This is a genomic window from Streptomyces sp. NPDC017246, from assembly GCF_044331325.1.
Lineage (GTDB): Bacteria > Actinomycetota > Actinomycetes > Streptomycetales > Streptomycetaceae > Streptomyces.
On record NZ_JBIRMW010000005.1, the window covers coordinates 148,453 to 171,333 of the forward strand.

The following is a 22,881-nucleotide window of genomic DNA, read 5'->3' on the forward strand; positions in this document are numbered from 1 at the left end:
GCGCACGGCTCACGCACGGACGGAGAAGGGCCTCCCCGGGACGACCGGGGAGGCCCTTCTCCTTCGGGTACGGCTCCGACCGCGGAGCCCGTACCCGTACGTCCGCGGCTACGGCTTGCCGCGCCGTCCGCGCAGCTGCTCCGCGACCGGCTTCAGGGACTCGCGGAGGTCGCCGAGCGCGTCCGTGCCGATCTGGTCGATGAAGTGCTTGCGCACCGACTCGACGTGGTGCGGGGCGACCTTCTGCATGGTCTCCATGCCCTGGTCGGTCAGGACGGCGTACAGCCCGCGGCGGTCGGACTCGCAGTTCTCCCGGCGGACGAGTCCGGCGTTCTCCATCCGGGTGATCTGGTGGGAGAGCCGGCTCTTCGACTGGAGGGTGGCGGCGGCCAGATCGCTCATGCGCAGCCGCCGCTCCGCCGACTCCGAGAGATTGACCAGGATCTCGTAGTCGTTCATCGTCAGGCCGAAGGGCTGGAGGTCCCTCTCCAGCTGGTACGTCAGCATTCTGTTGACGTCCAGGAATGTGCGCCACGCACACTGTTCGGCGTCGGTGAGCCACGGAGTGGCGGTCTCGGTCTCCATATATGGATTCTACCTAAGAAGTTGAATACTTGACGAAGTCTGGGAGCGCGCGTTCGAGGACGTCACACTCCGCAGGCTACCGCTCACAGCCCGAAGCGACGCTGGAGGTCACCGAGCTGGCCGGGAAGGCGCGGTACCGATCCGGGCATGCCCTGGCCGGAAGCGGGCGCCCCGTGGCCGCCGGGCACCCCCGCCTGCGCCGGAGGAGCGCCGATCGCCCGGTCGGCCATCAGCAGCTCCGTCGACTGGAGCAGAACGGTACCCGCTCCCACGAACTCGAACTGGTGCTCCTCGCCCGAGGTCCCCCCGATGCCCGTCAGGGCACGGACCCCGCCCATCACGCCCGTCATGTAGCCGTGGTCGTAGTGGTGGCAGGGGGAGGGGCAGTCCGCCCAGCCGACCAGGGCCTGCGGATCCACCCGCATCGGGGGCTCCATGAAGACCACCGGTCCGTTCGACGCGGCCACGAACTTGCCCGTGCCGATCAGCGTCACGAAGCCCGGCACGATCGACTGCTTCAGCGCGAGGGTCGGCTGGTAGGCCAGCAGATTGCCGGAACGGATCGTCAGATTGCCCTGGTCCAGGTCGAACGAGTTCACGTCGAAGGCCCGGTCCGCGAGCAGCATCTTCCCGCTGCCCTCGGCCACCACCCAGTCGCTCGCGTGCAGCGGCGAGTGGAAGGACGTCCGGACCAGCCGGTCGAGCCTGCCGTGCCCGATGCCGTTGAACTCGATCCGCCCGTAGTAGGCGATCATCTTGCCCTTCTGCAGGAACCACTGGGAGCCCTTGAGCTCCACGCAGAAGGTGTACGGGTTCACGTTGTCGTCCGACGGAAGCGTCGTCGGGTCGTGGATCACCGGGGTGCTCACAGCTTCTCCTCCGAGGCCTGGACGTACACCGCGCCGCTGCCGCTCAGCTCCAGCTGGAACGCCTCGCCCGAGCCGCGCCCCACCATGTCGCGCCAGCCGAGCGCGGTGGAGAGCTTGTTCCGTACGTCGCCGTGGTGGGCCACGTACGCCTGCGGGTCCACATGGACCGGGCGGCCCGGGGTGATCGGCAGCTCGACGACCCCGCCGTGCGCCATGACCGCCACCGCGCCGTGGCCCTTCAGGGTGGTGGTGAAGAGGCCCTGGCCGGTCACCTGGCCGCGGACCATGCCCATCACCCCGCCCTGCGAGCCCATGAACATCGTGCCCTGCTCCAGGGTGCCGTCGAAGGCGAGCAGCCGGTCGGCCTCCACGTACAGGGTGTCGCCGGTCAGGCCGATCACCTGGATGTGGTGACCGCCGTGCCCGAACATCACCGTGCCGTTGCCCTCGACGGTCATCAGCGGGGTCGCCTCGCCGGCCACCCGGCGGCCGATCATCGACATCAGACCGCCCTGGCCGCCCGCCATGTTCGGCGTGAAAGTGACGTCGCCGCGGTACGCGAGCATCGCGCCGCGCTGGCTGAACATCCGCTGCCCGGGGATGACGGTCGCCTCGACCATCTTCGAGTTGATCTCGCGGAACGGCATCAGACGTCGCCCCCGATCGTGTTCCGCTCGCTCGGCTGGACGTACACGAGGCCGTCTCCCTCGAAGCGGATCTGGAAGGCCTCGCCGCCGCCCTCGCCCATCAGGGTGCGGAAGGTCACACCCGACTGGAAGTGCTGCTGGAGGTTGCCCTGGTGCGCGATGTACGCGCCGGGGTCGACCTGGAGCGGGTACTGCGGGGTCACCCGCAGCACCACCGCCGGGCCGTCGGACATGATCGCGGCCTGCCCGGTGCCCTCGACGGTCGTGGTGAAGAGGCCGTTGCCGGTGGCCCCGCCGCGCATGCCCGTGAAGGTGGTGCCGGTGCGCAGGCCGGCGTCGGTGCAGAGCAGATTGCTCGCCTCGACCCAGAGCTTGTCGCCGTGCAGGGAGACGAGGTTGATCTCGGAGGCCCGGTCGGCGAACCAGCAGGTTCCCTGGCCGCGTACCTCCATCACCTCCATCTGCTCACCCGTGAGCCGGCGGGTGACCATGCCGCGCAGGCCCTCACCGCCGCCGCTCATCTTCTTGAACGCCATCTGGCCGTCGTAGGCGACCATCGAGCCGTTCTTCGCCTTGACGGAGTCGCCGGTCATGGAGACGGCGAGCACTTTGCTGCCTTGGAGTCGGAACGTTGCCACGCGCAGACGGTACTGGGGACCCGCCTAAAGAGACAGCAAAGTCGGCGTGCACAATGGACGGGCCCTTGTGCATCCGTTCACAAGATCGAACGAAGGTGACCCCCTCCGTGGACATCAAGACCGCTTCCTCCCTCCACCGGCTCCGGCTCGTCTCCGCGCCGGAGGCCGTCTCGTTCCTGCTCCTGCTGGTCTGCTCGGTGCTCAAGCGGACGACGGAGTTCAACGCGGTGCCGGTCATGGGCGCGATCCACGGTGTGCTGTTCATCCTCTACGTCCTCTTCTGGCTGGACGCCTGGAACCGCACCAAGTGGAGCTTCGGCACGGCCGCCGTCTACTTCCTGTGCTCTGTGGTGCCCCTGGGCGGCTTCTACGCCGAGCGGCGGCTCAAGCGCGAGGCCGAGGACGCGGTCATCGCCTCCCGCGCCCGCGCGGAGAGCGCGGTGAAGGCATGATCGTCGCGTTCTCGGTGACCCCGCTGGGTGTGGGGGAGGAGGTCGGCGAGTACGTCGCCGACGCCGTCAGGATCGTCCGCGAGTCGGGGCTCCCGAACCGCACCGACGCCATGTTCACCTCGATCGAGGGCGAGTGGGACGAGGTCATGGACGTCGTGAAGCGCGCCGTCGCCGCCGTGGAGGCCCGCGCGCCGCGCGTCTCGGTGGTCATGAAGGCCGACATCCGCCCGGGTGTGACGGACGGGCTGCACAGCAAGGTGGCCACCGTGGAGCGGCACCTGGAGGCCTGAGCGCCCCCGCCCCCGGAAGCCCCAGGCCCCTGAAGCCCCAGGCCCCCTGAAGCCCCCTGTCCCGTGTCGGGACAGGGGGCTTCGTCGCGCCCGTCGCGCATCGGGCCGGGGCTTCCTCGTGCCCGGAGACCCGTCTTGAGCGATCGCTCAAAATCGGCTATCTTTCAGCCGCGGGGCAAGTTTGAGCAGTCGCTCAAAATGCCGTACGAGCGGGGAGAACGCCCATGGGTCTCTACATCGAGACACGGGTCCGCGCGGACCTGGAGACGCTCTGGGAGTACACGCAGGAGCCCGACCGCCACCAGCGGTGGGACCTGCGGTTCACGGAGATCACCCACCTTCCGCGCGCCGAGGGCGAACCCCGGCGCTTCCGGTACGCGACACGCGTCCTGCCCTTCCTGGCCGTCGCCGGCACCGGTGTCTCCGCGGGGGAGCGCCACCGGGCCGGCGGCGACCGGGTCTCCGCCCTCCGGTTCTCCTCGCCCCACCCGCTCTCGCTCCTCGCCGAGGGCAGCGGCTACTGGCGCTACGTGCCCACCCCGGACGGCGTCCGCTTCCTCACCGGCTACGACTACCGCCCCCGCTGGGGGCGCTTCGGCCGCGTCGCCGACCGGCTCGCCTTCCGGCCCCTCATGGGCTGGGCCACCGCCTGGTCCTTCGACCGGCTGCGGCTCTGGTGCGAGCGGGGCATCACCCCCGGGCGCTCCCTCGCCCACGGGCTCCTCGAACTCCTCGCCCGGGTCCTCCTGGTGGCCGCGCCCCTCGCGGCCACCGCCCTGCCGCTCGGGCTCGTCTCGCTCGGCGCCGTACCCCTCACCGTCCTCGGCCTCGCCGCCGCCGTGCTCGTACCGCCCTCGTCGCGTACCCCCGCGGCCCGGCGCTGTCTGCGCACCCCGCCCGCCCGCACCCGGGAGCCCCGGCTCCTCGCCACTCTTGAGCCCGCCCCCGGGCCCCGCGACCTCGCCGTCCTGGAGCAGCCGTGACCTCGATCTTCCGCACGGCCATGGGGGACGCGGCCTTCGAGCGGCTGCACCCGGAGCTCCGGCGGCGCTTCTCGGTGGGGCTCGCCGGCGGCGAGCTGTGCGTCGGGCGGGGCGTCATGGACCGGATCTGGCACGGCCGGGCCCTCGTGAAGCCGTTCCTCGCGGTCGGCGGACTGCGGAACATCCTGCTGCCCCGCACCGGCCGGGACGTCCCCTTCACCATCGAGAACGTGCCCTACGCGGACTCGTACGGGCGGGAGACCGTCACCTTCGTGCGCACCTTCGCCCTGCCCGGCGGGCCCCGGCGCTTCGACGCCACCATGGTCCACAGCCCCGAGCGCGGCTGCGTCCTCGACTACCTCGGCACACACCAGCACCTCGCGAGCGAGCTGCACATGTCCGCCGAGCCGGACGGCTCCCCCCTCATCCGCTCCGGCGAACACCGCTTCCGCGAGGGCCCGTTGGACGTCCGCGTCCCGGAAATCGTCGGCGGCCGGGCCGAGGTGCGCGAGTCCTTCGACGAGCGCACCGGCCGCTTCCGTATCAACGTGGCGGTGGAGAACCGGCACTTCGGTCCCCTCTTCGGATACGAGGGCACCTTCGCCGCCGAGTACCTGGACCTACGCTCTCACGGGGTGCGCGCCGGGCTGCGCCCGGTGCGCGAGGAGGTACGGGCGTGAGCGGTGACGTGGCCATGGGCGGGGACGTGAAGGGCCGGAAGGCGGCGGACGGCGCGACGGCGCACGACGCCAGGAGCCGGGAGACCCGGGAGAAGCTGCTCGAAGGCGCCCTGCGCACCCTCGTCGAGCAGGGCATCGCCAAGGCCTCCGCCCGCGCCATCGCGACCACCGCCGGGGTCAACCAGGCCCTCGTCTTCTATCACTTCGGCTCCGTCGACGAGCTGCTCGCCGCGGCCTGCCGTCACGGCGCCGAGCAGCGGGTCGCCCGTCACCGCGAGCGGCTGGGCTCCGTCGGGAGTCTCGGCGAGCTGCTCGCCTTCGGCCGGGCGCTGCACGAGGAGGAGCGGGAGGCCGGGCACGTGGCCTTCCTCGGGCAGCTGCTCGCGGGGGCGCAGGCGCACCCCCGGCTCGTTCCCGCCACCGCCGCCGGGCTCGACCTGTGGATCACGGAGATCGAGCAGGTGCTCGTCCGGGTCCTCGCGGGGACCCCGTTCGCCGAGTTCACCGACCCCGCGGGCCTCGCCCGCGCGGTGGGAGCCTCCTTCATCGGTCTCGAACTGTACGAGGGGGTCGACCCCGCGGGTGCGGAGGCGGCCTTCGGCGCGCTGGAGCAGCTCGGCGCCCTGATGGCCGCCGTCGAGGAGCTGAACCCGGTCGCCCGAAAGGCCGTCACGTACACACTGCGGCGGCAGAGCGGCCGCGCCCGGTAAGACCGCCCACTCGGACTACTCCAGTCGACACACCGATCGTTTGCCCGTTTCGTTGGGGTATCGACAGGTTCGAGGGCAGCTGGAGGCACCGTGCGGCCGGAAGGCTACGACTACGACACCTACAGCCGACTCGCCGGTCCGCTCACGGACCCGGACCCGGTGGCCTACCAAGTGCGGTACCGGAGTCTGCTCTCGAAGGAGCCGCACCGCATACGAGCCGTCCTCCTGATGAGCCTCGCGCCGATACTCTCGGCGCTGCTCCTCGCCTATCTCGTCTGGCCCGGCCACTGGACCGTGCGCGAGGGCGGCGAACCCTGGCTCGTCCACCTCGACACCGTGATGCTCGTGTCGATCGGTCTCATCTGCCTCTTCATGCTGGTGAACGTCACGGCGATCGCCCACGCCACCATGGTCGCCCGCGACCCGATACCCGTGTACGCCGAGAAGGGCACCCGGGTCGCCTTCCTCACCACGTACGTCCCGGGCAAGGAACCGCTCTCCATGGTCCGCGGCACCCTCACGGGGGCCACCGCGCTGCGGCACGACGGACTCCTCGACGTCTGGCTCCTCGACGAGGGCGACTCCGCCGAGGCCAAGGCGCTCTGCGCCGAGCTCGGGGTCCGCCACTTCACCCGCGCGGGCGTCCCCGAGTGGAACCGCGGGAAGGGCGTGCACCGGGCGAGGACCAAGCACGGCAACTACAACGCCTGGCTCGCCATGCACGGTGACGACTACGACTACTTCGCCTCCGTCGACACCGACCACGTCCCGCTCCCCAACTTCCTGGAGCGGATGCTCGGCTACCTCCGCGACCCCGACATCGCCTTCGTCGTCGGACCACAGGTGTACGGCAACTACACCAACATCGTCACCAAGGCCGCGGAGTCGCAGCAGTTCCTCTTCCACGCCCTCATCCAGCGCGCCGGCAACCGCTACCACGCGCCCATGTTCGTCGGCACGAACAACGTCGTCCGGATCTCCGCCCTCAAACAGGTCGGCGGCCTGTACGACTCCGTCACCGAGGACATGGCCACCGGCTTCGAGCTGCACCGCAGGAAGAACCCGGGCACCGGCCGCTACTGGCGCTCCGTCTACACCCCCGACGTCCTCGCGGTGGGCGAGGGCCCGGCCTCCTGGACGGACTTCTTCAGCCAGCAGCACCGCTGGTCCCGGGGCACGTACGAGACGATCCTCAAGCAGTACTGGAAGGCGCCCTTCCGCACTCCGCCGGGCCGCTTCCTCAACTACAGCCTGATGCTCGTCTACTACCCGATGACGGCGGTCAACTGGTTCCTGGGCATCCTCAGCGGCGTCCTGTACCTCTGGTTCGGCGCCTCCGGCACCCAGGTCTCCACCTCGGTGTGGCTGATGATCTACAGCGACGCCGTCGCCCTCCAGATCGGCCTCTACCTCTGGAACCGGCGCCACAACGTCTCGCCCCACGAGCCCGAGGGCTCCGGCGGCCTCGCCGGCATGGCGATGTCCGCGCTCTCCGCCCCGGTCTACCTCGCGTCCCTCGGCTCGGCGGTCCTGCGCACCCGCGGCCGCTTCGTCGTGACCCCCAAGGGCGGCGCGGCCAGCCCCGACCGGGTCCTCACCTTCCGTACCCACCTCTGCTGGGCGGTCGTCCTCCTCGCCTCGCTCGCCGCCTCGGTCCACTTCGGGCACACCCACGCGGCCATGCGCACCTGGGCCCTCCTGGCCCTGGTCATCGCCCTCGCCCCGGTCTCCCTCTGGGCCTTCACGACCCTCAGGGGCAGGCGCGCGCTGCGCGTCCGCGAGCACGCCCGTGCCCGCGTCCGGGCCCGCGGTGCCGCCGACGCCCGTGAAGGGGTCCAGGCGCGCGGGGACACCCCGGTCCCGCCCGCGCCCGCCGCACCGGCCCCCACGACGACCGGAGGGAACTGAGCCATGGCCCACCGTCCGTCGAAGAAGTTCAGGAAGACCCTGCTCGGCAGCGGCGCGGTGCTGGTCCTGGCGGCGCTCAACGCCCCCGCCGCCGTCTCCTTCGCCGAGGAGAGATACCACGCGTACAAGATCGCCCAGCCCGGCTACCAGCGGAAGTTCGGCTCCTGGGCCGAGGTCGCCGTCCCCGACGGATTCCGCGTCAACGCCATCCACGCGGCCCTGCTGCACACCGGCAAGGTCCTGCTGATCGCCGGCTCCGGCAACAGCCAGAAGAACTTCGACGCGGGGACCTTCGAGACCATCCTCTGGGACCCGGCGAAGAACACCTTCAAGAAGATCCCCACCCCCGTGGACTTCTTCTGCTCCGGCCACACCCAGCTCCCCGACGGACGGCTGCTCGTCGCCGGCGGCACCGCCCGCTACGAGATCCTCGACGGCGAGGTCAAGCGGGCCGGCGGCGGCATGAGGGTCAAGAACGAGAGCCCCGACAAGGCGGTCACCCTCAAGAAGGGCACCGTCTTCCGCTCCCCGTCCGGGATCGAGTACGTCTCCAGATTCGACGTCACCGTCCCCAGGGCCACGCGCCGGTTCGAGATCTCGTACTTCGAGAGCGGCCAGATGAAGCCGTGGCGGACCAAGGTCACCGCCGCCGAGGCCCGGGTCTTCGTCGAGGCGAGGAAGGAGGGCCCGCAGGCCCTCACCACCGAGGCCGCGCAGTACGAGGTCGTCGGGCTCAAGGGCGAGGCGGCCGACGACGTCTACGGCCTCGCGCAGAAGCTCACCACCGAGAAGCAGGACTTCCAGGGCATCAAGGGCGCCTACGAGTTCGACCCGAGGGCCGAGAAGTACATCCCGGTCGCCCCCATGAAGGACGCCCGCTGGTACCCCACCCTCGTCACCCTCGACGACGGCAAGGTCCTCGCCGTCTCCGGGCTCAACGACGTCGGCGACGTCGTCCCCGGCGACAACGAGATCTACGACCCCGCGACCAAGAAGTGGTCCAAGGGCCCCTTCCGGTACTTCCCCACCTACCCCTCCCTCTTCCTCACCCAGGGCGGCAAGCTCCTCTACACCGGCTCCAACGCCGGCTACGGCCCCGCCGAGAAGGGCCGCGCACCCGGCCTGTGGGACCTGGAGAAGAACTCCTTCACCAAGCTCGGCGGACTCACCGACCCCGACCGGCTGGAGACCTCGGCCTCCCTGATCCTGCCCCCCGCCCAGCACCAGAAGATCATGGTCCTGGGCGGCGGCGGGGTCGGCGAGTCGTCCAAGTCCACCGCCCGCACCTCGATCATCGACGTCTCCGAGGACAACCCCGTCTTCACCGACGGCCCGGCACTCCCGCAGGGCACCCGCTACCTCAGCAGCGTCCTGATGCCCGACGACACCGTCTTCACCACCGGCGGCTCCGCGGACTACCGGGGCCGCAGCGGCAGCGACATCCTCAAGGCGCAGTTCTACGACCCGAAGGCCAACGCCTTCACCGAGGCCGCGGAACCCACCGTCGGCCGCAACTACCACTCGGAGGCGCTGCTGCTGCCCGACGGACGGGTCGCCACCTTCGGCTCGGACCCGCTCTTCGACGACAAGGACAACACCAAGCTCGGCACCTTCGAGCAGCGCATCGAGGTCTTCACCCCGCCCTCCCTCCACAGGGCCGGAGCCGACCGGCCCGCCCTGGGGGAGGGGCCGCGGGAACTCGACCAGAACGGCCGCGCCACCTTCAAGACGAAGGACGCCGGCCGGATCGCCCAGGCCCGCCTCATGCGCCCCAGCGCCGTCACCCACACCACGGACGTCGAACAGCGCTCGGTCGAGCTCGGTCTGACGAAGGGCCGGGACGGGATGACGGTCACCGTCGACGTACCGCAGGACCGGACCCTCGTCCCGCCCGGCTGGTACATGCTCTTCGTCACCGACGCCGACGGGATCCCGTCCGAGGCGAGGTGGATCCAGGTGGGCGGCTGACCCGCGGCGGCCGGCCGGGCCCGGCTAGCCCTTCGCCCTGCGGGCCAGGCCCAGGGCGTACTCCGGCCACCAGGTCCCGGCCGCAGGGCCGCCCCGGCACGGGCCGTCCGAGTCGCCGGGGCGCTTGACCCAGAGGTAGGCGTCGACCAGGTCGTCCCCGGTCCGGTCCGTCGGCGGTACGCCGAGGGACCGGCCCGGCGGATTGCACCAGGCCTCCGCCCCGTCGCCCGGGAGGGGACCGGCGCCGTTGCGGCTGGTGTCCACCGTGAAGCGGGCGCCGCCGAGCAGCCCGGAGAGCGAGGCGCCGAAGTGCCGCACCGTGTCGTTCGTCTGGAAGTTGGAGACGTTGAGCGAGAAGCCGTCCGCCCGGGCGAGACCCGCCCGGCGCAGCGGCTCGACCAGCCTGCCCGGATCGTCGATCCAGGCCGGATTGCCCGCGTCCAGGTAGACCCGGGTGCCGGGCTGCCGCTTGAGCCGGTCGATCGCCCCGGCCAGCAGCCCGAACCGCTCGTCGTGGTACCGGGCCGGCGTGCAGCCGTCCACGATGTGCGGCACCGCGTCCGGCTCCAGGACGACGATCGCGGAGGCGTCCCCGAGCGCGGTGGCGAAGGAGTCGATCCAGCTCCGGTAGGCCTGCGCGTCGTGCGAGCCGCCCGCCGAGTACATCCCGCAGTCGCGGTGCGGGATGTTGTACGCGACGAAGACGGCCGTACGGTTCTCCGCCGCCGCGCCCCGGACCGCGCGGGTGATCTCCGGTACGGGATCGTCACCGGCCGGCCAGTCCGCGACCGGGCGGTCCGCGATCCGCTTCAGGACCCGGGCGTCCTCGGTCCTGCCCTGCTCCTCGTACCGGCGGACCTGCCTGGCGGCGTCACTCTCCGGGTCGACCCAGAAGGGGGACCCGCTCGCCGCCTCGTCGCGCGTGGACGGCGGGCCGACGGGGCCCTCCGGGCGTTCGTCCTCGCCGCAGCCGGTCAGCAGCAGTGCGGAGACGAGGGCCAGGGCGACGGCGGTGACGGTGCGGCGGGACATCCGGCCCCCAGGGTCGGGTACGGCGGGTGCGGCTGCGTCGGCTCATGCCGACAAGGCGACAATCCGGGCCATCGTGACATGCCGGTCAATCCGTTCCAGGCTGCGACACCGCGATCCCCAGCGGGGTCCGCTCGTACAGCACCTGGTGCCCGTACCGCCGCGAGGTCAGCAGCCCCGCGTCCCGCAGCACCGACAGATGCGCGGAGACCGTGGAGGGCGACCGGCCGAGGAGATGGGCCAGCGCCGTGGTCCCCATCGGCTCGGCCAGGGCGCACAGGACGTCCGCCCGCACCGGCCCGAGGAGCCGACCGAGCGCCTCCGGCGTGCGGTCCCGGGGCTCGGCCCACAGGCCGCCGATCCCGCGCGCCGGATACACCACCGTCGGCTGCCACGGCGGATCGAAACCGCTCACCACGTCCGGCCAGGTGAACACCGACGGCATCAGGACGAGCCCCTGCCCGTCCAGCGGGCGGTCGTGCTCGCCGCGGTAGTCCACCCGGAGCGTCGCCGTCTCCGAGGCCCAGTCGAAGGCCGGGTGCAGCTCGGCGAGCAGCCGTTCCAGACCGCCCTCCGCGAGCCGCCGCGAGTGGTACGCCACGTCCGCCTCCAGGAGCGCCCGCAGCCGGGGCCACTCGGGTGCGATCAGCGCCTCCCAGGCCGCCCGCAGCAGATCCGCGAGCCGCCCCACCGCCCCGGCGGGATCGGCGAGCAGCCGTCGCCCCTCCACGGTGTCGGCGGCCCCCGGCGTATCGGCGAGCGCCCGCCGGAAGTCGTCGAGGACGAGCGCGGGATCGGTCTCCCGTACGGCGGCGATCTCGTCCTCGAAGGCGGCGGCCGGGCCGAGCGGCGGCGGATAGAGGAAGTCGGGGCTGTGCCCGCGCAGCGGCATCAGCAGGTGCAGCGGCCCGAGATCGAGCTCGCGCGCGGCGCCCGCGATCCGCCGCAGCCACGGCAGGTGGTAGCCCTGCTTGCCGGGCCGCGCGAGGACCCGCACCGCGGAGTGCGTCTCCCAGAGCGGGGAGACGGCGAACCGGATCCGCAGCGGATCGGACTCGCCGAAGCGCAGGTGGTACGGCACGGGCCCCGGCTCCCTTCGGAAGATTCGTCCGGAGCCGAAAGTCTAGGGCGGACCCCGGTCCCGGCGGCACGCTGCGGGCATGCCGACGCACGACCGCTCTGCCACGACGCTGCCCGGAACCGAACCGGAGCCGACCGCCCTTGCCTCCACCCCGGCCCCGGCCTCCACCCCGGCTTCCGCCTCCACCCCGGCCCCGGCCCTGGTCTCCGCCCCGGCTTCTGCCCAGGCCCAGGCCCCGGCGCCGGTCTCCGCCTCCGCCCCGACGGCCCCGGCCTCCGCCCCCGACAGTCCCGGCTACCGCGCCGTCTTCCGGGTCCGGGAGTTCCGGGTCGTCTTCGTGGCGCATCTGTTCTCGCTGCTCGGGGTCGTCGTCAGCGAGCTCGCGCTCACCGTGCTCGTCTACGACCTCACCCGCTCCCCGCTCCTCTCCTCCCTCACCTTCGCCCTCGGCTTCCTCCCCTACCTCGTCGGCGGCACCCTCCTCGCCGGCCTCACCGACCGGCTCCCGCCCCGCCGCATCCTGGTCGTCTGCGACCTCGTCTGCGCCGGCTGCGTCGCGCTCATGGTCGTCCCCGCCACCCCCGTCGCGGTCCTGCTCGTCCTGCGCTGCGCCATCGCCGTCGTCTCGCCCGTCTTCAACGGCACCCGCATGGCGACCCTGGCCGACATCCTCGGGGAGGGCGACCTCTTCGTCCTCGGCCGCTCGCTCCTGCGGATCGTCTCCCAGAGCGCCCTCCTCACCGGCTTCGCCGTCGGCGGCGTCCTGCTCACCGCCGTCCCGCCGCGCGGCGCGCTCGTCGTCACCGCCACCACCTTCCTCGTCTCCGCGCTGCTGCTCCGGCTCGGCACCGCCCGCCGCCCCGCCCGCGCCGCCGGGAAGACCCCGGGGAGCGGGCTCTCCGGCACCTGGGCCGTCCTGCGCGACCGCCGGGTCCGTGCCCTGATGCTGATGTTCTGGGTGCCGCCCCTCTTCGCCGTCGTACCGGAGGCGCTCGCCGCCCCGTACGCCGACCGGATCGGCGTCTCCACCGCCGCACTCGGTCTGCTCATGTGCGCGCTGCCCGTCGGCACCATCGCGGGGGAGCTGTTCGCCGGGTCGTTCCTGAGCGCGGCGACCCGCTCGCGGATCGTGCTGCCGCTCGCCGTGACCGGTGTCCTGCCCTACCTCCTGTACGCCCCCGAGCCCGGCGTCGCCCTGGCGGCCGTGGCGCTCTTCCTGGCGGGTGCCACCGGCGCGTACACCCTGGGGCTCGACGCCTGGTTCGTCGCCGCGGTGCCGGAGGAGCGGCGGGGGAGGGCGATGACCCTGATGACGGCGGGCATGATGACCGTCCAGGGGATCGGCATGGCCGGGGCGGGGATCGCGGCCGAGTTCGCTCCCGTGCACCTGGTCGTCGCGGGCACCGGAGTCCTCGGCACGCTCTGTCTCCTCGCCGCCGCGGCGGAGCTGAGGGCGGCCGGGGCGACCGAGGGACGAGACGGGGCTGACCGCCATGTTCCCCATGGGTAAGGTCGACGCGTGCCGAAGCCGCTCAGTCTCCCCTTCGACCCCATCGCCCGCGCCGACGAACTCTGGCAGAAGCGCTGGGGCCCGGTCCCCTCGATGGCCGCGATCACCTCGATCATGCGCGCGCATCAGATCCTCCTCGCGGAGGTCGACGCCGTCGTCAAGCCGTACGGGCTGACCTTCGCGCGGTACGAGGCCCTGGTGCTGCTCACCTTCTCGAAGGCCGGCGAGCTGCCGATGTCCAAGATCGGCGAGCGGCTGATGGTGCACCCCACCTCGGTGACGAACACGGTGGACCGGCTGGTGAAGTCGGGTCTGGTCGCCAAGCGCCCCAACCCCAACGACGGCCGCGGCACCCTGGCGACGATCACGGAGAAGGGCCGCGAGGTGGTCGAGGCCGCGACCCGCGACCTGATGGAGATGGAGTTCGGGCTCGGCGCGTACGACGCCGAGGAGTGCGGCGAGATCTTCGCGATGCTGCGCCCGCTGAGGGTGAGCGCGCAGGATTTCGACGAGAGCTGACCCGCGCGAAGATCGCCCGGAACGTGCCGTTACGCTCGACGGCATGAAATCCAGCGTGCTGACCCGTTACCGCGTCATGGCGTACATCACCGCCGTCATGCTGCTTGTGCTGTGCACCTGCATGATCTTCAAGTACGGGTTCGACATGGGCGAGGACGTGACCTTCGCGGTCTCCCAGGCCCATGGTGTCCTCTACATCATCTACCTGGTCTTCGCCTTCGACCTGGGCTCCAAGGCCAGGTGGCCGTTCGGGAAGCTGCTCTGGGTGCTGCTCTCCGGCACCATCCCGTTCGCCGCGTTCTTCGTCGAACGGAAGGTCGTCGCCGAGACGCTTCCGCTCATCGGCGGAGCCCGGCCGGAGCCGGTCAAGGCCTGACCCCCCCGCCTCCGCACACATGTGCGGAGGTTCGCCATCGACATTTACTAGGACGTCCTAGTAAATTCGAAGCATGGACGCTGACGCGATCGAGGAAGGCCGCCGTCGCTGGCAGGCCCGTTACGACAAGGCCCGCAAGCGGGACGCCGACTTCACCACGCTCTCCGGCGATGCCGTCGAGCCCGTCTACGGCCCCCGGCCCGGTGACACCTACGAGGGGTTCGAGCGCATCGGCTGGCCCGGCGAGTACCCCTACACCCGGGGACTCCACCCGACCGGCTACCGGGGCCGGACCTGGACCATCCGCCAGTTCGCCGGCTTCGGCAACGCCGAGCAGACCAACGAGCGGTACAAGATGATCCTGGCCGCCGGCGGCGGCGGCCTCTCCGTCGCCTTCGACATGCCCACCCTCATGGGCCGCGACTCCGACGACCCGAAGGCACTCGGCGAGGTGGGCCACTGCGGTGTCGCCATCGACTCCGCCGCCGACATGGAGGTCCTCTTCAAGGACATCCCGCTCGGCGACGTCACCACCTCGATGACCATCTCCGGCCCCGCCGTGCCGGTCTTCTGCATGTACCTGGTCGCCGCCGAGCGCCAGGGTGTCGACCCGGCCGTGCTCAACGGCACGCTCCAGACCGACATCTTCAAGGAGTACATCGCGCAGAAGGAGTGGCTCTTCCAGCCCGAGCCCCACCTGCGTCTCATCGGCGACCTGATGGAGCACTGCGCGCAGGGCATCCCCGCGTACAAGCCGCTCTCCGTCTCCGGCTACCACATCCGCGAGGCCGGGGCGACGGCCGCGCAGGAGCTCGCGTACACCCTCGCCGACGGCTTCGGCTACGTCGAGCTCGGCCTCAGCCGCGGCATGGACGTGGATGTCTTCGCCCCCGGCCTCTCCTTCTTCTTCGACGCGCACCTCGACTTCTTCGAGGAGATCGCCAAGTTCCGCGCCGCCCGCCGGATCTGGGCGCGCTGGATGAAGGAGGTGTACGGCGCCAAGACCGACAAGGCGCAGTGGCTCCGCTTCCACACCCAGACCGCCGGTGTCTCCCTCACCGCCCAGCAGCCGTACAACAACGTCGTACGGACCGCCGTGGAGGCCCTCTCCGCCGTCCTCGGCGGCACCAACTCCCTCCACACCAACGCCCTCGACGAGACCCTCGCGCTCCCCAGCGCGCAGGCCGCCGAGATCGCGCTCCGCACCCAGCAGGTGCTCATGGAGGAGACCGGCGTCGCCAACGTCGCCGACCCGCTCGGCGGCTCCTGGTACGTCGAGCAGCTCACCGACCGCATCGAGGCCGACGCCGAGAAGATCTTCGACCAGATCAAGGAGCGCGGCCGCCGCGCCCACCCGGACGGCTCGCACCCGATCGGTCCGATCACCTCCGGCATCCTGCGCGGCATCGAGGACGGCTGGTTCACCGGCGAGATCGCCGAGTCCGCCTTCCAGTACCAGCGGTCCCTGGAGAAGGGCGACAAGCGGGTCGTCGGCGTCAACGTCCACCACGGCTCCGTCACCGGCGACCTGGAGATCCTGCGGGTCAGCCACGAGGTCGAGTGGGAGCAGGTCCGGGTCCTCGGCGAGCGCAAGGAGCGCCGTGACGACGCCAAGGTCCGCGCCTCCATCGACGCCATGCTGGCCGCCGCCCGGGACGGTTCGAACATGATCGCCCCGATGCTGGAGGCCGTCCGGGCCGAGGCCACCCTCGGCGAGATCTGCGACGCGCTGCGCGACGAGTGGGGCGTCTACACGGAGCCCCCGGGCTTCTGATCCCCTGTCATACGAGAGGGGTGGTACGGGAACTCCCGTACCGCCCCTTCTTCACGAGGTCCTCAGCCGCGCGCCGCCGCCGCGCTCAGCCCGCCCACCAGAAGGGCCGAGAGGCGGGCCACCCACGGCTCGTCGACCGGTTCCGCGCTGACCAGGGCGCGGTGCACGACCGCACCCGCGATCACGTCGAAGATCAGGTCGTCGGTGGCGTCCACCGCGACCGGGTCGCGGTCCGCCGGGAGTTCACCGCGCCGCTGCGCCCGCATCCGGCCCTCCAGGACCAGCCGCTTCTGCCGGTCGACGATCGAGGCCCGTATGCGCTCGCGCAGCGGTTCGTCACGGGTCGACTCGGCCACCACCGCCATCAGGGCCGTCTTGGTCTCGGGGCGTTCGAGGAGCGCCGCGAACTGCAGCACCACATGCTCGATGTCGGCCTGGAGGGAACCGAGGTCGGGCAGTTCGAGTTCATCGAAGAGGACGGCGACGGCGTCCACCACGAGCTCGCTCTTGTTGGCCCAGCGGCGGTACAGGGTCGTCTTCGCGACCCCGGCCCGGCCGGCGACGTCCCCCATCGTGAGCTTGGACCAGCCCAGCTCGACCAGGGCCGCGCGGGTCGCCTCCAGGATGGCCGTGTCGGCCTCGGTGGAGCGGGGGCGCCCGGTACGGCTGCTGCGGGGGTTGGTGCGGCTACACATGGACGTCGACCATACCCGCCGGTAGGTACGGCGCCAGAGGGGCGGCGTGTGAGGCAGTTCACCGTGCGGATCGGGCCCGCGCACTCCCCGCGGCTCGCCCCGGGCAGTTACGCTACGACCTGTAGCGAAAGGCATTGAGCGGCCTGAGCGACAACCACAGTGCCGGGTGGGGACCCGGTGTACAACCACACGCCGGGTGGGGATCCGGTGTGGAACCGAAGACGAAGAAGAACCGTGTCGCCCCCATGTCTCGCACACCGGCGGGAGACCTGAGGACGGCACGGTTCAGCCATGGCTTACCGGTTACGCGCGCGGAAGGGGGAGGATGTACGCATGCAGCCCCGAAACATGTCCATGAGCGGCGTCGTCGACCTTGCCGCGGTGAAGGCGGCCGGAGAGGCCAAGACGAAGGCGGAGCAGGCGCGCGCCGAAGCCGCCCGGCAGGGTGGCTCCGCCGCGGTGCCCCCGTCGGCCCTGGTGATCGACGTCGACGAGGCGGGCTTCGAGCGCGATGTGCTCCAGCGATCCGCCGAGGTCCCGGTCGTCCTCGACTTCTGGGCCGAGTGGTGTGAGCCGTGCAAGCAGCTCGGCCCCCTCCTGGAGCGGCTCGCCGTCGAGTACAACGGCCGCTTCCTCCTCGCGAAGATCGACGTCGACGCCAACCAGATGCTGATGCAGCAGTTCGGCATCCAGGGAATTCCGGCCGTTTTCGCGGTGGTCGCCGGTCAGGCGCTGCCGCTCTTCCAGGGCGCCGTGCCCGAGGCCCAGATCCGCGAGACCCTCGACCAGCTGATCCAGGTCGGCGAGGAGCGCTTCGGTCTCACCGGCATCGCCGTCGACGCGGACGCCGAAGGCGCCGATGCCGGCGCGGAGCGGGCCCCGCGCCCCGTCGGCCCGTACGACGCGCTGCTCGAAGCGGCCATGTCCGCGCTCGACGCGGGCGACCTGGTCGGCGCCGTCCAGGCGTACAAGAACGTGCTCGCCGACGACCCGGCCCACCCGGAGGCCAAGCTCGGTCTGGCCCAGGCCGAGCTGCTCGCCCGGGTGCAGGACCTGGACCCGGCCGCGGTCCGCAAGGCCGCCGCGGACGGTCCGGCCGATGTCACCGCGCAGATCGCCGCCGCCGACCTCGATCTGGTGGGCGGTCATGTACAGGACGCCTTCGGGCGCCTCGTGGAGACCGTGCGCCGCACGGCGGGCGAGGACCGGGACGCGGCGCGGCTGCGGCTCCTGGAGCTCTTCGAGGTGATCGGCGTCGACGACCCGCGGGTCACGGCGGCCCGGCAGGCCCTGGCCCGGGTGCTGTTCTGATCCTCGTGTTCTGATCCTCCCGCGGGGCGGGCTCCGACCCCGCCGGAGGGTGCCGCATCGCCCGGCGATTTGGCGACAGAGCGACAGAAGGCGGCCGCGTTTTACCAAAACTTGGTAATCGCGGCCGCTGTTACTTGCAGTAAATCGAACCTGTGAGTCTGTCCGCATTCTTCCGGCGATCTGCTGATATTGGATGTCACCCGAACGCACCCAGAGTGCCCGTTCGGCCCCGCCCCGCCATGGCGTGGTTATCCACCCGTTACTAGCCAGTAACGAACCCCCTTGTGCGGGGGCCGGGAATGGACCACGATCGGCGACGCTCGGTCCGAACCGCACCACCCGGCAACCAACCGGGATCGCGGCGAGGGTCCCCACCGGGCGGACCGGTGTTCCGGCACCGGTCATGGGCAGGGGGGTTCCCGCTCTCACCGAACGGGGCCTGTCCACATCAGGTCGCGCGCCAAGGCGCGGCCCATGGTTGTCGCTCGGGGGTGATCGCCGGTGATTCGGACGCGCATCGCGCCGCCTGATGCCTCGGCGCTCTCCTTCCCGAGGACGTAGCTCTTCTCCCATCCCAGGACGGGCCCCCGGCCCTTCCGGAGATGTACGTCCGAGAAGGAGGAATTCTCATGAAGTCCCAGGTTCGTGGCGGGACCAGATGGAAGCGGTTCGCCGTCGTCATGGTCCCGAGTGTGGCCGCGACGGCCGCGATCGGTGTCGGCCTGGCCCAGGGCGCGCTCGCCGCGTCCTTCAGCATCTCCGGCCAGGAGTTCAAGGTCTCGGCCAACAGCCTTGTCGGTACGGACTTCGTCCAGTACGGCAGCGTCGACGCCGGTAAGGACCTCGAGGGCAAGGACTTCGCCGCCCCGGTGGCGGTGTCCGGCTTCTCCGAGGCCTGGATCACCAACATGTGCCAGTCGGTCGTGACGCCGAAGGTGCCGTTCATCGGCGACGTCACCCTCCGCCTGGAGGCCGGTACCGACGCCGTCAAGAGCGGCAAGGCCGAGGACAAGGTCTACGCGAAGGGCATCTACCTCGATGTCTCCGAGCTCAAGGCCGACGCCGAGTTCACCAACATCGACATCGGCATCGCCGCGGGTGACCTCAACAAGGTCAACGGCAAGGAGGTCCCGGGCAAGCCGGGCATCCAGCCGAACACCAAGGCCAACCCGTACGGCTTCGGCCAGCGCGCCGAGCAGGCGACGCTGAACAACGTGCAGCAGAAGGCCTGGGCCACCACGGCCGGCACCTTCAAGCTTCCCGACCTGCACCTGTCCCTCAGCCGGGGCACCTCGAAGGAGTGCTACTAGGACTGACCGGTCCACCACGACCGGCCCGTCCTGAGGGTGGGACCGTCCTGTGCGGTCCCACCCGGCAGGTTCCTTCTCTTCTCCAACTTCTCAGCAACACCGCTTCCAGGGAGCTGTTCCATGAGCGCCGAGATCCCCGCCTCCCGCGAAGTCCCCGAAAAGGAGAACCGGTTCAAGGTCTGGCGGCAGACCCGGCCCTTCTGGGCGGGACTGCTCACCATGATCGGCGGCGTGCCGATCGCCTACCTTCCGTACGGGGACATGCGGCTCGGCAATGTCACCCTCGCCATGCAGACGACCGCCGGAGCCGGCGCGCTGATCATCGGCGTCCTGCTCATCACGCTCGGTCTGACGATGTGGTTCCAGCCCGTCGTCCGGGTGTTCGCGGGTGTCGCGACGATCGTCCTGGCGCTCGTCTCCATCCCGGTCTCCAACTTCGGCGGCCTGGTCATCGGGTTCCTGTTCGCCCTCATCGGTGGCGGCATGTCCGCCGCGTGGGCGCCCGCCCCGCCGGCCGAGGAGTCCGCCGAGGCAGACGCCGACGCGGAGCACGACGGTCAGCCGGAGGCCTCGCACGAGGCCGGCGCCGCCTTCGACCCCGAGACCGAGGTCGTCGTCGCGGCCGGTGTCCCGGAGCAGCGCGAGGGCGTGCAGCACGTGACCGAATCGACGATCGACGCCAAGGGCGGGAGGAACAGTGCGGGGTGACGAGACTCAGTCGGCGCTCGCGAAGGAGGGCCCGCGGCACGCGGCCCCGCGCAAGTCGCTGCTGAACAGGATCCAGGGCCCCGCGGGCAAGGCGATGGCACTGGCCGCCATGCCGACCGCGGTGTTCGTGGGCATGGGCCTCACGCCCAAGCTCGCCCTCGCCGACGACAAGGACATCCCCTTCGCGCCCGGCCCCTGCGTGACCCGCTCGGACGAGCCCACGCCGGAGGAGACGACGAAGCCGGCCGAGACCACGAAGCCGACCCCGTCCTCGACGCCTTCGTCGACCGCCACGAGCATCCCGACCGCCACCGCCACGCCGACCGCCACCGGGACACCGACGCCGACCGCGACGGAGACCCGGGGAGCCACCACCCAGCAGACGCGGGAGCAGGCGGAGACCACCGCCGCGCCCACCGCGACGCCGACCCCGACGGCCACACCCACGCCGACGAAGTCGAAGAACCCGCTGGACCCGCTGGGCGTGGGCGACGCGCTCAAGGACCTGTTCGACGGCCCGGACGCGACACCGACGGCGACGCCGACCACGGCGGCCCCGACGACCCAGGCACCCGCGCCGAAGACGACGACGGCCCCCGCCGCGAAGCCGGCGACCGCCGACGACCCGGCCCCCACCACCGCGCCGGAGACCACCGCCCCGAAGGCGACGGCCGACCCGGCCGCCGACAAGGCGAAGGCGGAGATCGAGAAGGCCGCCGAGAAGGCGGGCGCGAAGGTCGAGGAACTGCCCGAGAGCGCGAAGGGCCTGGACGCCAAGAAGGACGAGTCCATACCCGACGGCGCCAAGCCGCGGTTCCCCTGCCCCGAGGCCGACCCCGAGGCACTCGCCGCGGCCGACCTGGAGGCGGGACTCCCGCTGCTGCCGGACGACCCGTGGCGCCTGGAGAGCTCGCTGCTCACCCTGAAGGGCCTCAAGTACCACGGCATCGTCGAGGTCAAGACCGGCAGCGGCAAGATCAAGAAGGTCCTGAAGTTCACCTCGTCCGAGGTCGACATCAAGGACCTGCACCAGCTGACGGTCCACTCGGAGGGCCGCACGGCCCACGTCCGCTCCGACCGGGGCTCGACGTCGACCATCCGCAACGGCACGGTGACGATGTACACCGAGTCGCTGAAGGGCAACCTCTTCGGCCTCATCCCGGTCACCTTCGCCCCCGAGACCCCGCCCCCGCTGGACGTCCCCTTCGCCTTCTTCACGAACGTGACGGTGATCCAGGCCGGCCAGCTCGGCGGCACCCTCAAGGTCCCGGGCCTCCGCAACACGATCGAGCCCAGCTGATCCTCGTACCAGGTACGACGAAGCCCCCGTCCGCAGCGGACGGGGGCTTCGTCGTGGATCAGGCGTGCTCGCCGCCGCCGAGGTGGTGGACGCGGACCATGTTCGTGGTGCCGGGGACGCCGGGGGGCGAACCGGCGGTGATGATCATGGTGTCGCCGGCGCCGTAGCGCTGGAGCTTCAGGAGCTCGGCGTCCACGAGGTCGACCATCGCGTCCGTGTTGTCCACGTGCGGGACGACGAAGGACTCGACGCCCCAGCTCAGGGTGAGCTGGTTGCGGGTGTTCTCGTCCGTCGTGAAGGCGAGGATCGGCTGCTGGACGCGGTAGCGCGAGAGGCGGCGGGCGGTGTCGCCGGACTGGGTGAAGGCGACCAGTGCCTTGCCGCCCAGGAAGTCGGCGATCTCGCAGGCCGCGCGGGCGACCGAGCCGCCCTGGGTGCGCGGCTTCTTGCCCGGGACCAGGGGCTGGAGGCCCTTGGAGAGGAGCTCCTCCTCGGCCGCGGTGACGATCTTCGACATCGTCTTCACGGTCTCGATCGGGTACGCGCCGACCGAGGACTCGGCCGACAGCATGACCGCGTCCGCGCCGTCCAGGATCGCGTTGGCGACATCGCTCGCCTCGGCGCGGGTCGGACGGGAGTTGGTGATCATCGACTCCATCATCTGGGTCGCGACGATGACCGGCTTGGCGTTGCGGCGGCACATCTCCACGAGGCGCTTCTGCACCATCGGGACCTTTTCGAGCGGGTACTCGACGGCGAGGTCGCCACGGGCCACCATGACCGCGTCGAAGGCCGCGACGACGGCCTCCATGTTCTCGACGGCCTGCGGCTTCTCCACCTTGGCGATGACGGGGACCCGGCGGCCCTCCTCGTCCATCACCTTGTGGACGTCCTTGACGTCGTCGGCGTCGCGGACGAAGGAGAGCGCGACCATGTCGCAGCCCATGCGGAGCGCGAAGCGGAGGTCGTCGACGTCCTTCTCCGACAGGGCGGGGACGTTGACCGCCGCGCCGGGCAGGTTGATGCCCTTGTGGTCGGAGATGACGCCGCCCTCGACGACGATCGTCTTGACCCGGGGGCCCTCGACCTCGACGACGCGGAGCTCGACGTTGCCGTCGTTGATCAGGACCTGGTCGCCCTTGGAGACATCTCCGGGCAGGCCCTTGTAGGTGGTGCCGCAGATGGACTTGTCGCCGGGGACGTCCTCGGTGGTGATGGTGAACTCGTCACCGCGCACCAGCTCGACCGGGCCCTCGGCGAAGGTCTCGAGACGGATCTTGGGGCCCTGGAGGTCGGCGAGGACGCCGACGGCGCGGCCGGTGTCGGCGGAGACCTGCCGGACGCGGTCGTACCGCTCCTGGTGCTCTGCCTGGGATCCGTGGCTGAAGTTGAATCGGGCCACGTTCATGCCGGCCTCGATGAGAGCCTTCAGCTGCTCATACGAGTCGACGGCGGGGCCCAGCGTGCAGACGATTTTGGAACGGCGCATGAGGCGGATCCTATCGGTTTGTTTCACTGCGGAATATTCCGTCTGGTGG

23 protein-coding genes are annotated in these 22,881 nt (G+C 71.0%); 15 read left to right on the forward strand and 8 right to left on the reverse strand.

Annotated elements, in window-relative coordinates; all coding sequences use genetic code 11:
- Positions 1-108: 108 nt before the first annotated feature.
- The 4 genes from ACH4MY_RS13705 to ACH4MY_RS13720 all read right to left on the reverse strand — a co-directional run bounded on the left by ACH4MY_RS13705 (position 109) and on the right by ACH4MY_RS13720 (position 2,739).
- Complete coding sequence (locus ACH4MY_RS13705; RefSeq protein WP_398002004.1) at positions 109-585, reverse strand: MarR family winged helix-turn-helix transcriptional regulator; 477 nt, start codon at positions 583-585, stop codon at positions 109-111.
- Positions 586-668: 83 nt separating this feature from the next.
- Positions 669-1,454: an AIM24 family protein gene (locus tag ACH4MY_RS13710; protein ID WP_327164257.1), complete on the reverse strand. Its 786-nt coding sequence runs from the start codon at positions 1,452-1,454 to the stop codon at positions 669-671.
- On the reverse strand, positions 1,451-2,101 hold the full coding sequence (locus tag ACH4MY_RS13715; RefSeq protein ID WP_398002006.1) for an AIM24 family protein: 651 nt from the start codon (positions 2,099-2,101) through the stop codon (positions 1,451-1,453). Before ACH4MY_RS13715 ends, ACH4MY_RS13710 begins: the two co-directional genes overlap by 4 nt.
- Positions 2,101-2,739, reverse strand: coding sequence for an AIM24 family protein (locus tag ACH4MY_RS13720; protein WP_189830754.1), 639 nt, complete (start codon positions 2,737-2,739; stop codon positions 2,101-2,103). The genes ACH4MY_RS13715 and ACH4MY_RS13720 overlap by 1 nt, the downstream gene beginning before the upstream one ends.
- 107 nt (positions 2,740-2,846) lie before the next feature.
- Here ACH4MY_RS13720 and ACH4MY_RS13725 point away from each other — a divergent pair, with 107 nt between their 5' ends.
- From ACH4MY_RS13725 to ACH4MY_RS13755, 7 genes are all read left to right on the forward strand, one after another.
- Complete coding sequence (locus ACH4MY_RS13725) at positions 2,847-3,191, forward strand: DUF3817 domain-containing protein (RefSeq protein ID WP_398002008.1); 345 nt, start codon at positions 2,847-2,849, stop codon at positions 3,189-3,191.
- Positions 3,188-3,481, forward strand: a complete 294-nt coding sequence (locus tag ACH4MY_RS13730; RefSeq protein ID WP_398002010.1) for an MTH1187 family thiamine-binding protein — start codon at positions 3,188-3,190, stop codon at positions 3,479-3,481. Before ACH4MY_RS13725 ends, ACH4MY_RS13730 begins: the two co-directional genes overlap by 4 nt.
- Before the next feature lie 224 nt (positions 3,482-3,705).
- Positions 3,706-4,464 carry a hypothetical protein gene (locus ACH4MY_RS13735; protein ID WP_398002012.1) on the forward strand — a complete coding sequence of 253 codons (759 nt, stop codon included), beginning with the start codon at positions 3,706-3,708 and terminating at the stop codon, positions 4,462-4,464.
- Positions 4,461-5,144: a DUF4166 domain-containing protein gene (locus ACH4MY_RS13740; protein WP_398002015.1), complete on the forward strand. Its 684-nt coding sequence runs from the start codon at positions 4,461-4,463 to the stop codon at positions 5,142-5,144. The genes ACH4MY_RS13735 and ACH4MY_RS13740 overlap by 4 nt, the downstream gene beginning before the upstream one ends.
- Positions 5,145-5,158: 14 nt before the next feature.
- Complete coding sequence (locus ACH4MY_RS13745) at positions 5,159-5,854, forward strand: TetR/AcrR family transcriptional regulator (protein WP_398002707.1); 696 nt, start codon at positions 5,159-5,161, stop codon at positions 5,852-5,854.
- 90 nt (positions 5,855-5,944) lie between these two features.
- Positions 5,945-7,762 carry a glycosyltransferase family 2 protein gene (locus tag ACH4MY_RS13750; RefSeq protein WP_398002017.1) on the forward strand — a complete coding sequence of 606 codons (1,818 nt, stop codon included), beginning with the start codon at positions 5,945-5,947 and terminating at the stop codon, positions 7,760-7,762.
- Between the two features lie 3 nt (positions 7,763-7,765).
- Complete coding sequence (locus ACH4MY_RS13755) at positions 7,766-9,730, forward strand: galactose oxidase-like domain-containing protein (protein WP_398002019.1); 1,965 nt, start codon at positions 7,766-7,768, stop codon at positions 9,728-9,730.
- Between the two features lie 24 nt (positions 9,731-9,754).
- Here ACH4MY_RS13755 and ACH4MY_RS13760 read toward each other — a convergent pair whose 3' ends face one another.
- Positions 9,755-10,762, reverse strand: coding sequence for a glycoside hydrolase family 6 protein (locus ACH4MY_RS13760; protein ID WP_398002021.1), 1,008 nt, complete (start codon positions 10,760-10,762; stop codon positions 9,755-9,757).
- An 85-nt stretch (positions 10,763-10,847) separates the two neighbouring features.
- The gene (locus tag ACH4MY_RS13765) at positions 10,848-11,840 is read right to left on the reverse strand and encodes a DUF5937 family protein (RefSeq protein WP_398002024.1); all 993 of its coding nucleotides are present in this window, start codon (positions 11,838-11,840) and stop codon (positions 10,848-10,850) included.
- 79 nt (positions 11,841-11,919) lie between these two features.
- Between ACH4MY_RS13765 and ACH4MY_RS13770 the strand changes: the two genes are divergently transcribed.
- From ACH4MY_RS13770 to ACH4MY_RS13785, 4 genes are all read left to right on the forward strand, one after another.
- On the forward strand, positions 11,920-13,350 hold the full coding sequence (locus tag ACH4MY_RS13770) for an MFS transporter (RefSeq protein WP_398002027.1): 1,431 nt from the start codon (positions 11,920-11,922) through the stop codon (positions 13,348-13,350).
- 9 nt (positions 13,351-13,359) lie between these two features.
- Positions 13,360-13,869: a MarR family winged helix-turn-helix transcriptional regulator gene (locus ACH4MY_RS13775; RefSeq protein ID WP_398002030.1), complete on the forward strand. Its 510-nt coding sequence runs from the start codon at positions 13,360-13,362 to the stop codon at positions 13,867-13,869.
- Positions 13,870-13,912: 43 nt separating this feature from the next.
- Positions 13,913-14,245, forward strand: coding sequence for a DUF3817 domain-containing protein (locus ACH4MY_RS13780; protein ID WP_189830763.1), 333 nt, complete (start codon positions 13,913-13,915; stop codon positions 14,243-14,245).
- Between the two features lie 73 nt (positions 14,246-14,318).
- Positions 14,319-16,019 carry a methylmalonyl-CoA mutase gene (locus ACH4MY_RS13785; protein ID WP_398002032.1) on the forward strand — a complete coding sequence of 567 codons (1,701 nt, stop codon included), beginning with the start codon at positions 14,319-14,321 and terminating at the stop codon, positions 16,017-16,019.
- A 62-nt stretch (positions 16,020-16,081) separates the two neighbouring features.
- Here the strand turns inward: ACH4MY_RS13785 and ACH4MY_RS13790 are convergent, their stop codons facing one another.
- A complete protein-coding gene (locus tag ACH4MY_RS13790) occupies positions 16,082-16,714 on the reverse strand; it encodes a TetR/AcrR family transcriptional regulator (RefSeq protein ID WP_398002035.1) in 633 nt (210 codons plus the stop codon).
- 333 nt (positions 16,715-17,047) lie between these two features.
- On the opposite strand from ACH4MY_RS13790, the gene ACH4MY_RS13795 reads away from it, so the two are divergent.
- From ACH4MY_RS13795 to ACH4MY_RS13810, 4 genes are all read left to right on the forward strand, one after another.
- Positions 17,048-18,025: a tetratricopeptide repeat protein gene (locus tag ACH4MY_RS13795; protein WP_398002038.1), complete on the forward strand. Its 978-nt coding sequence runs from the start codon at positions 17,048-17,050 to the stop codon at positions 18,023-18,025.
- Positions 18,026-18,654: 629 nt separating this feature from the next.
- The gene (locus tag ACH4MY_RS13800) at positions 18,655-19,335 is read left to right on the forward strand and encodes a DUF6230 family protein (RefSeq protein ID WP_398002040.1); all 681 of its coding nucleotides are present in this window, start codon (positions 18,655-18,657) and stop codon (positions 19,333-19,335) included.
- 120 nt (positions 19,336-19,455) lie between these two features.
- The gene (locus tag ACH4MY_RS13805) at positions 19,456-20,043 is read left to right on the forward strand and encodes a DUF6114 domain-containing protein (RefSeq protein WP_398002043.1); all 588 of its coding nucleotides are present in this window, start codon (positions 19,456-19,458) and stop codon (positions 20,041-20,043) included.
- Positions 20,033-21,343, forward strand: a complete 1,311-nt coding sequence (locus ACH4MY_RS13810; RefSeq protein WP_398002045.1) for a hypothetical protein — start codon at positions 20,033-20,035, stop codon at positions 21,341-21,343. The genes ACH4MY_RS13805 and ACH4MY_RS13810 overlap by 11 nt, the downstream gene beginning before the upstream one ends.
- Before the next feature lie 58 nt (positions 21,344-21,401).
- On the opposite strand, the gene pyk is transcribed toward ACH4MY_RS13810, so the two are convergent.
- Positions 21,402-22,832 carry a pyruvate kinase gene (gene pyk, locus ACH4MY_RS13815; protein WP_398002048.1) on the reverse strand — a complete coding sequence of 477 codons (1,431 nt, stop codon included), beginning with the start codon at positions 22,830-22,832 and terminating at the stop codon, positions 21,402-21,404.
- Positions 22,833-22,881: the final 49 nt, after the last annotated feature.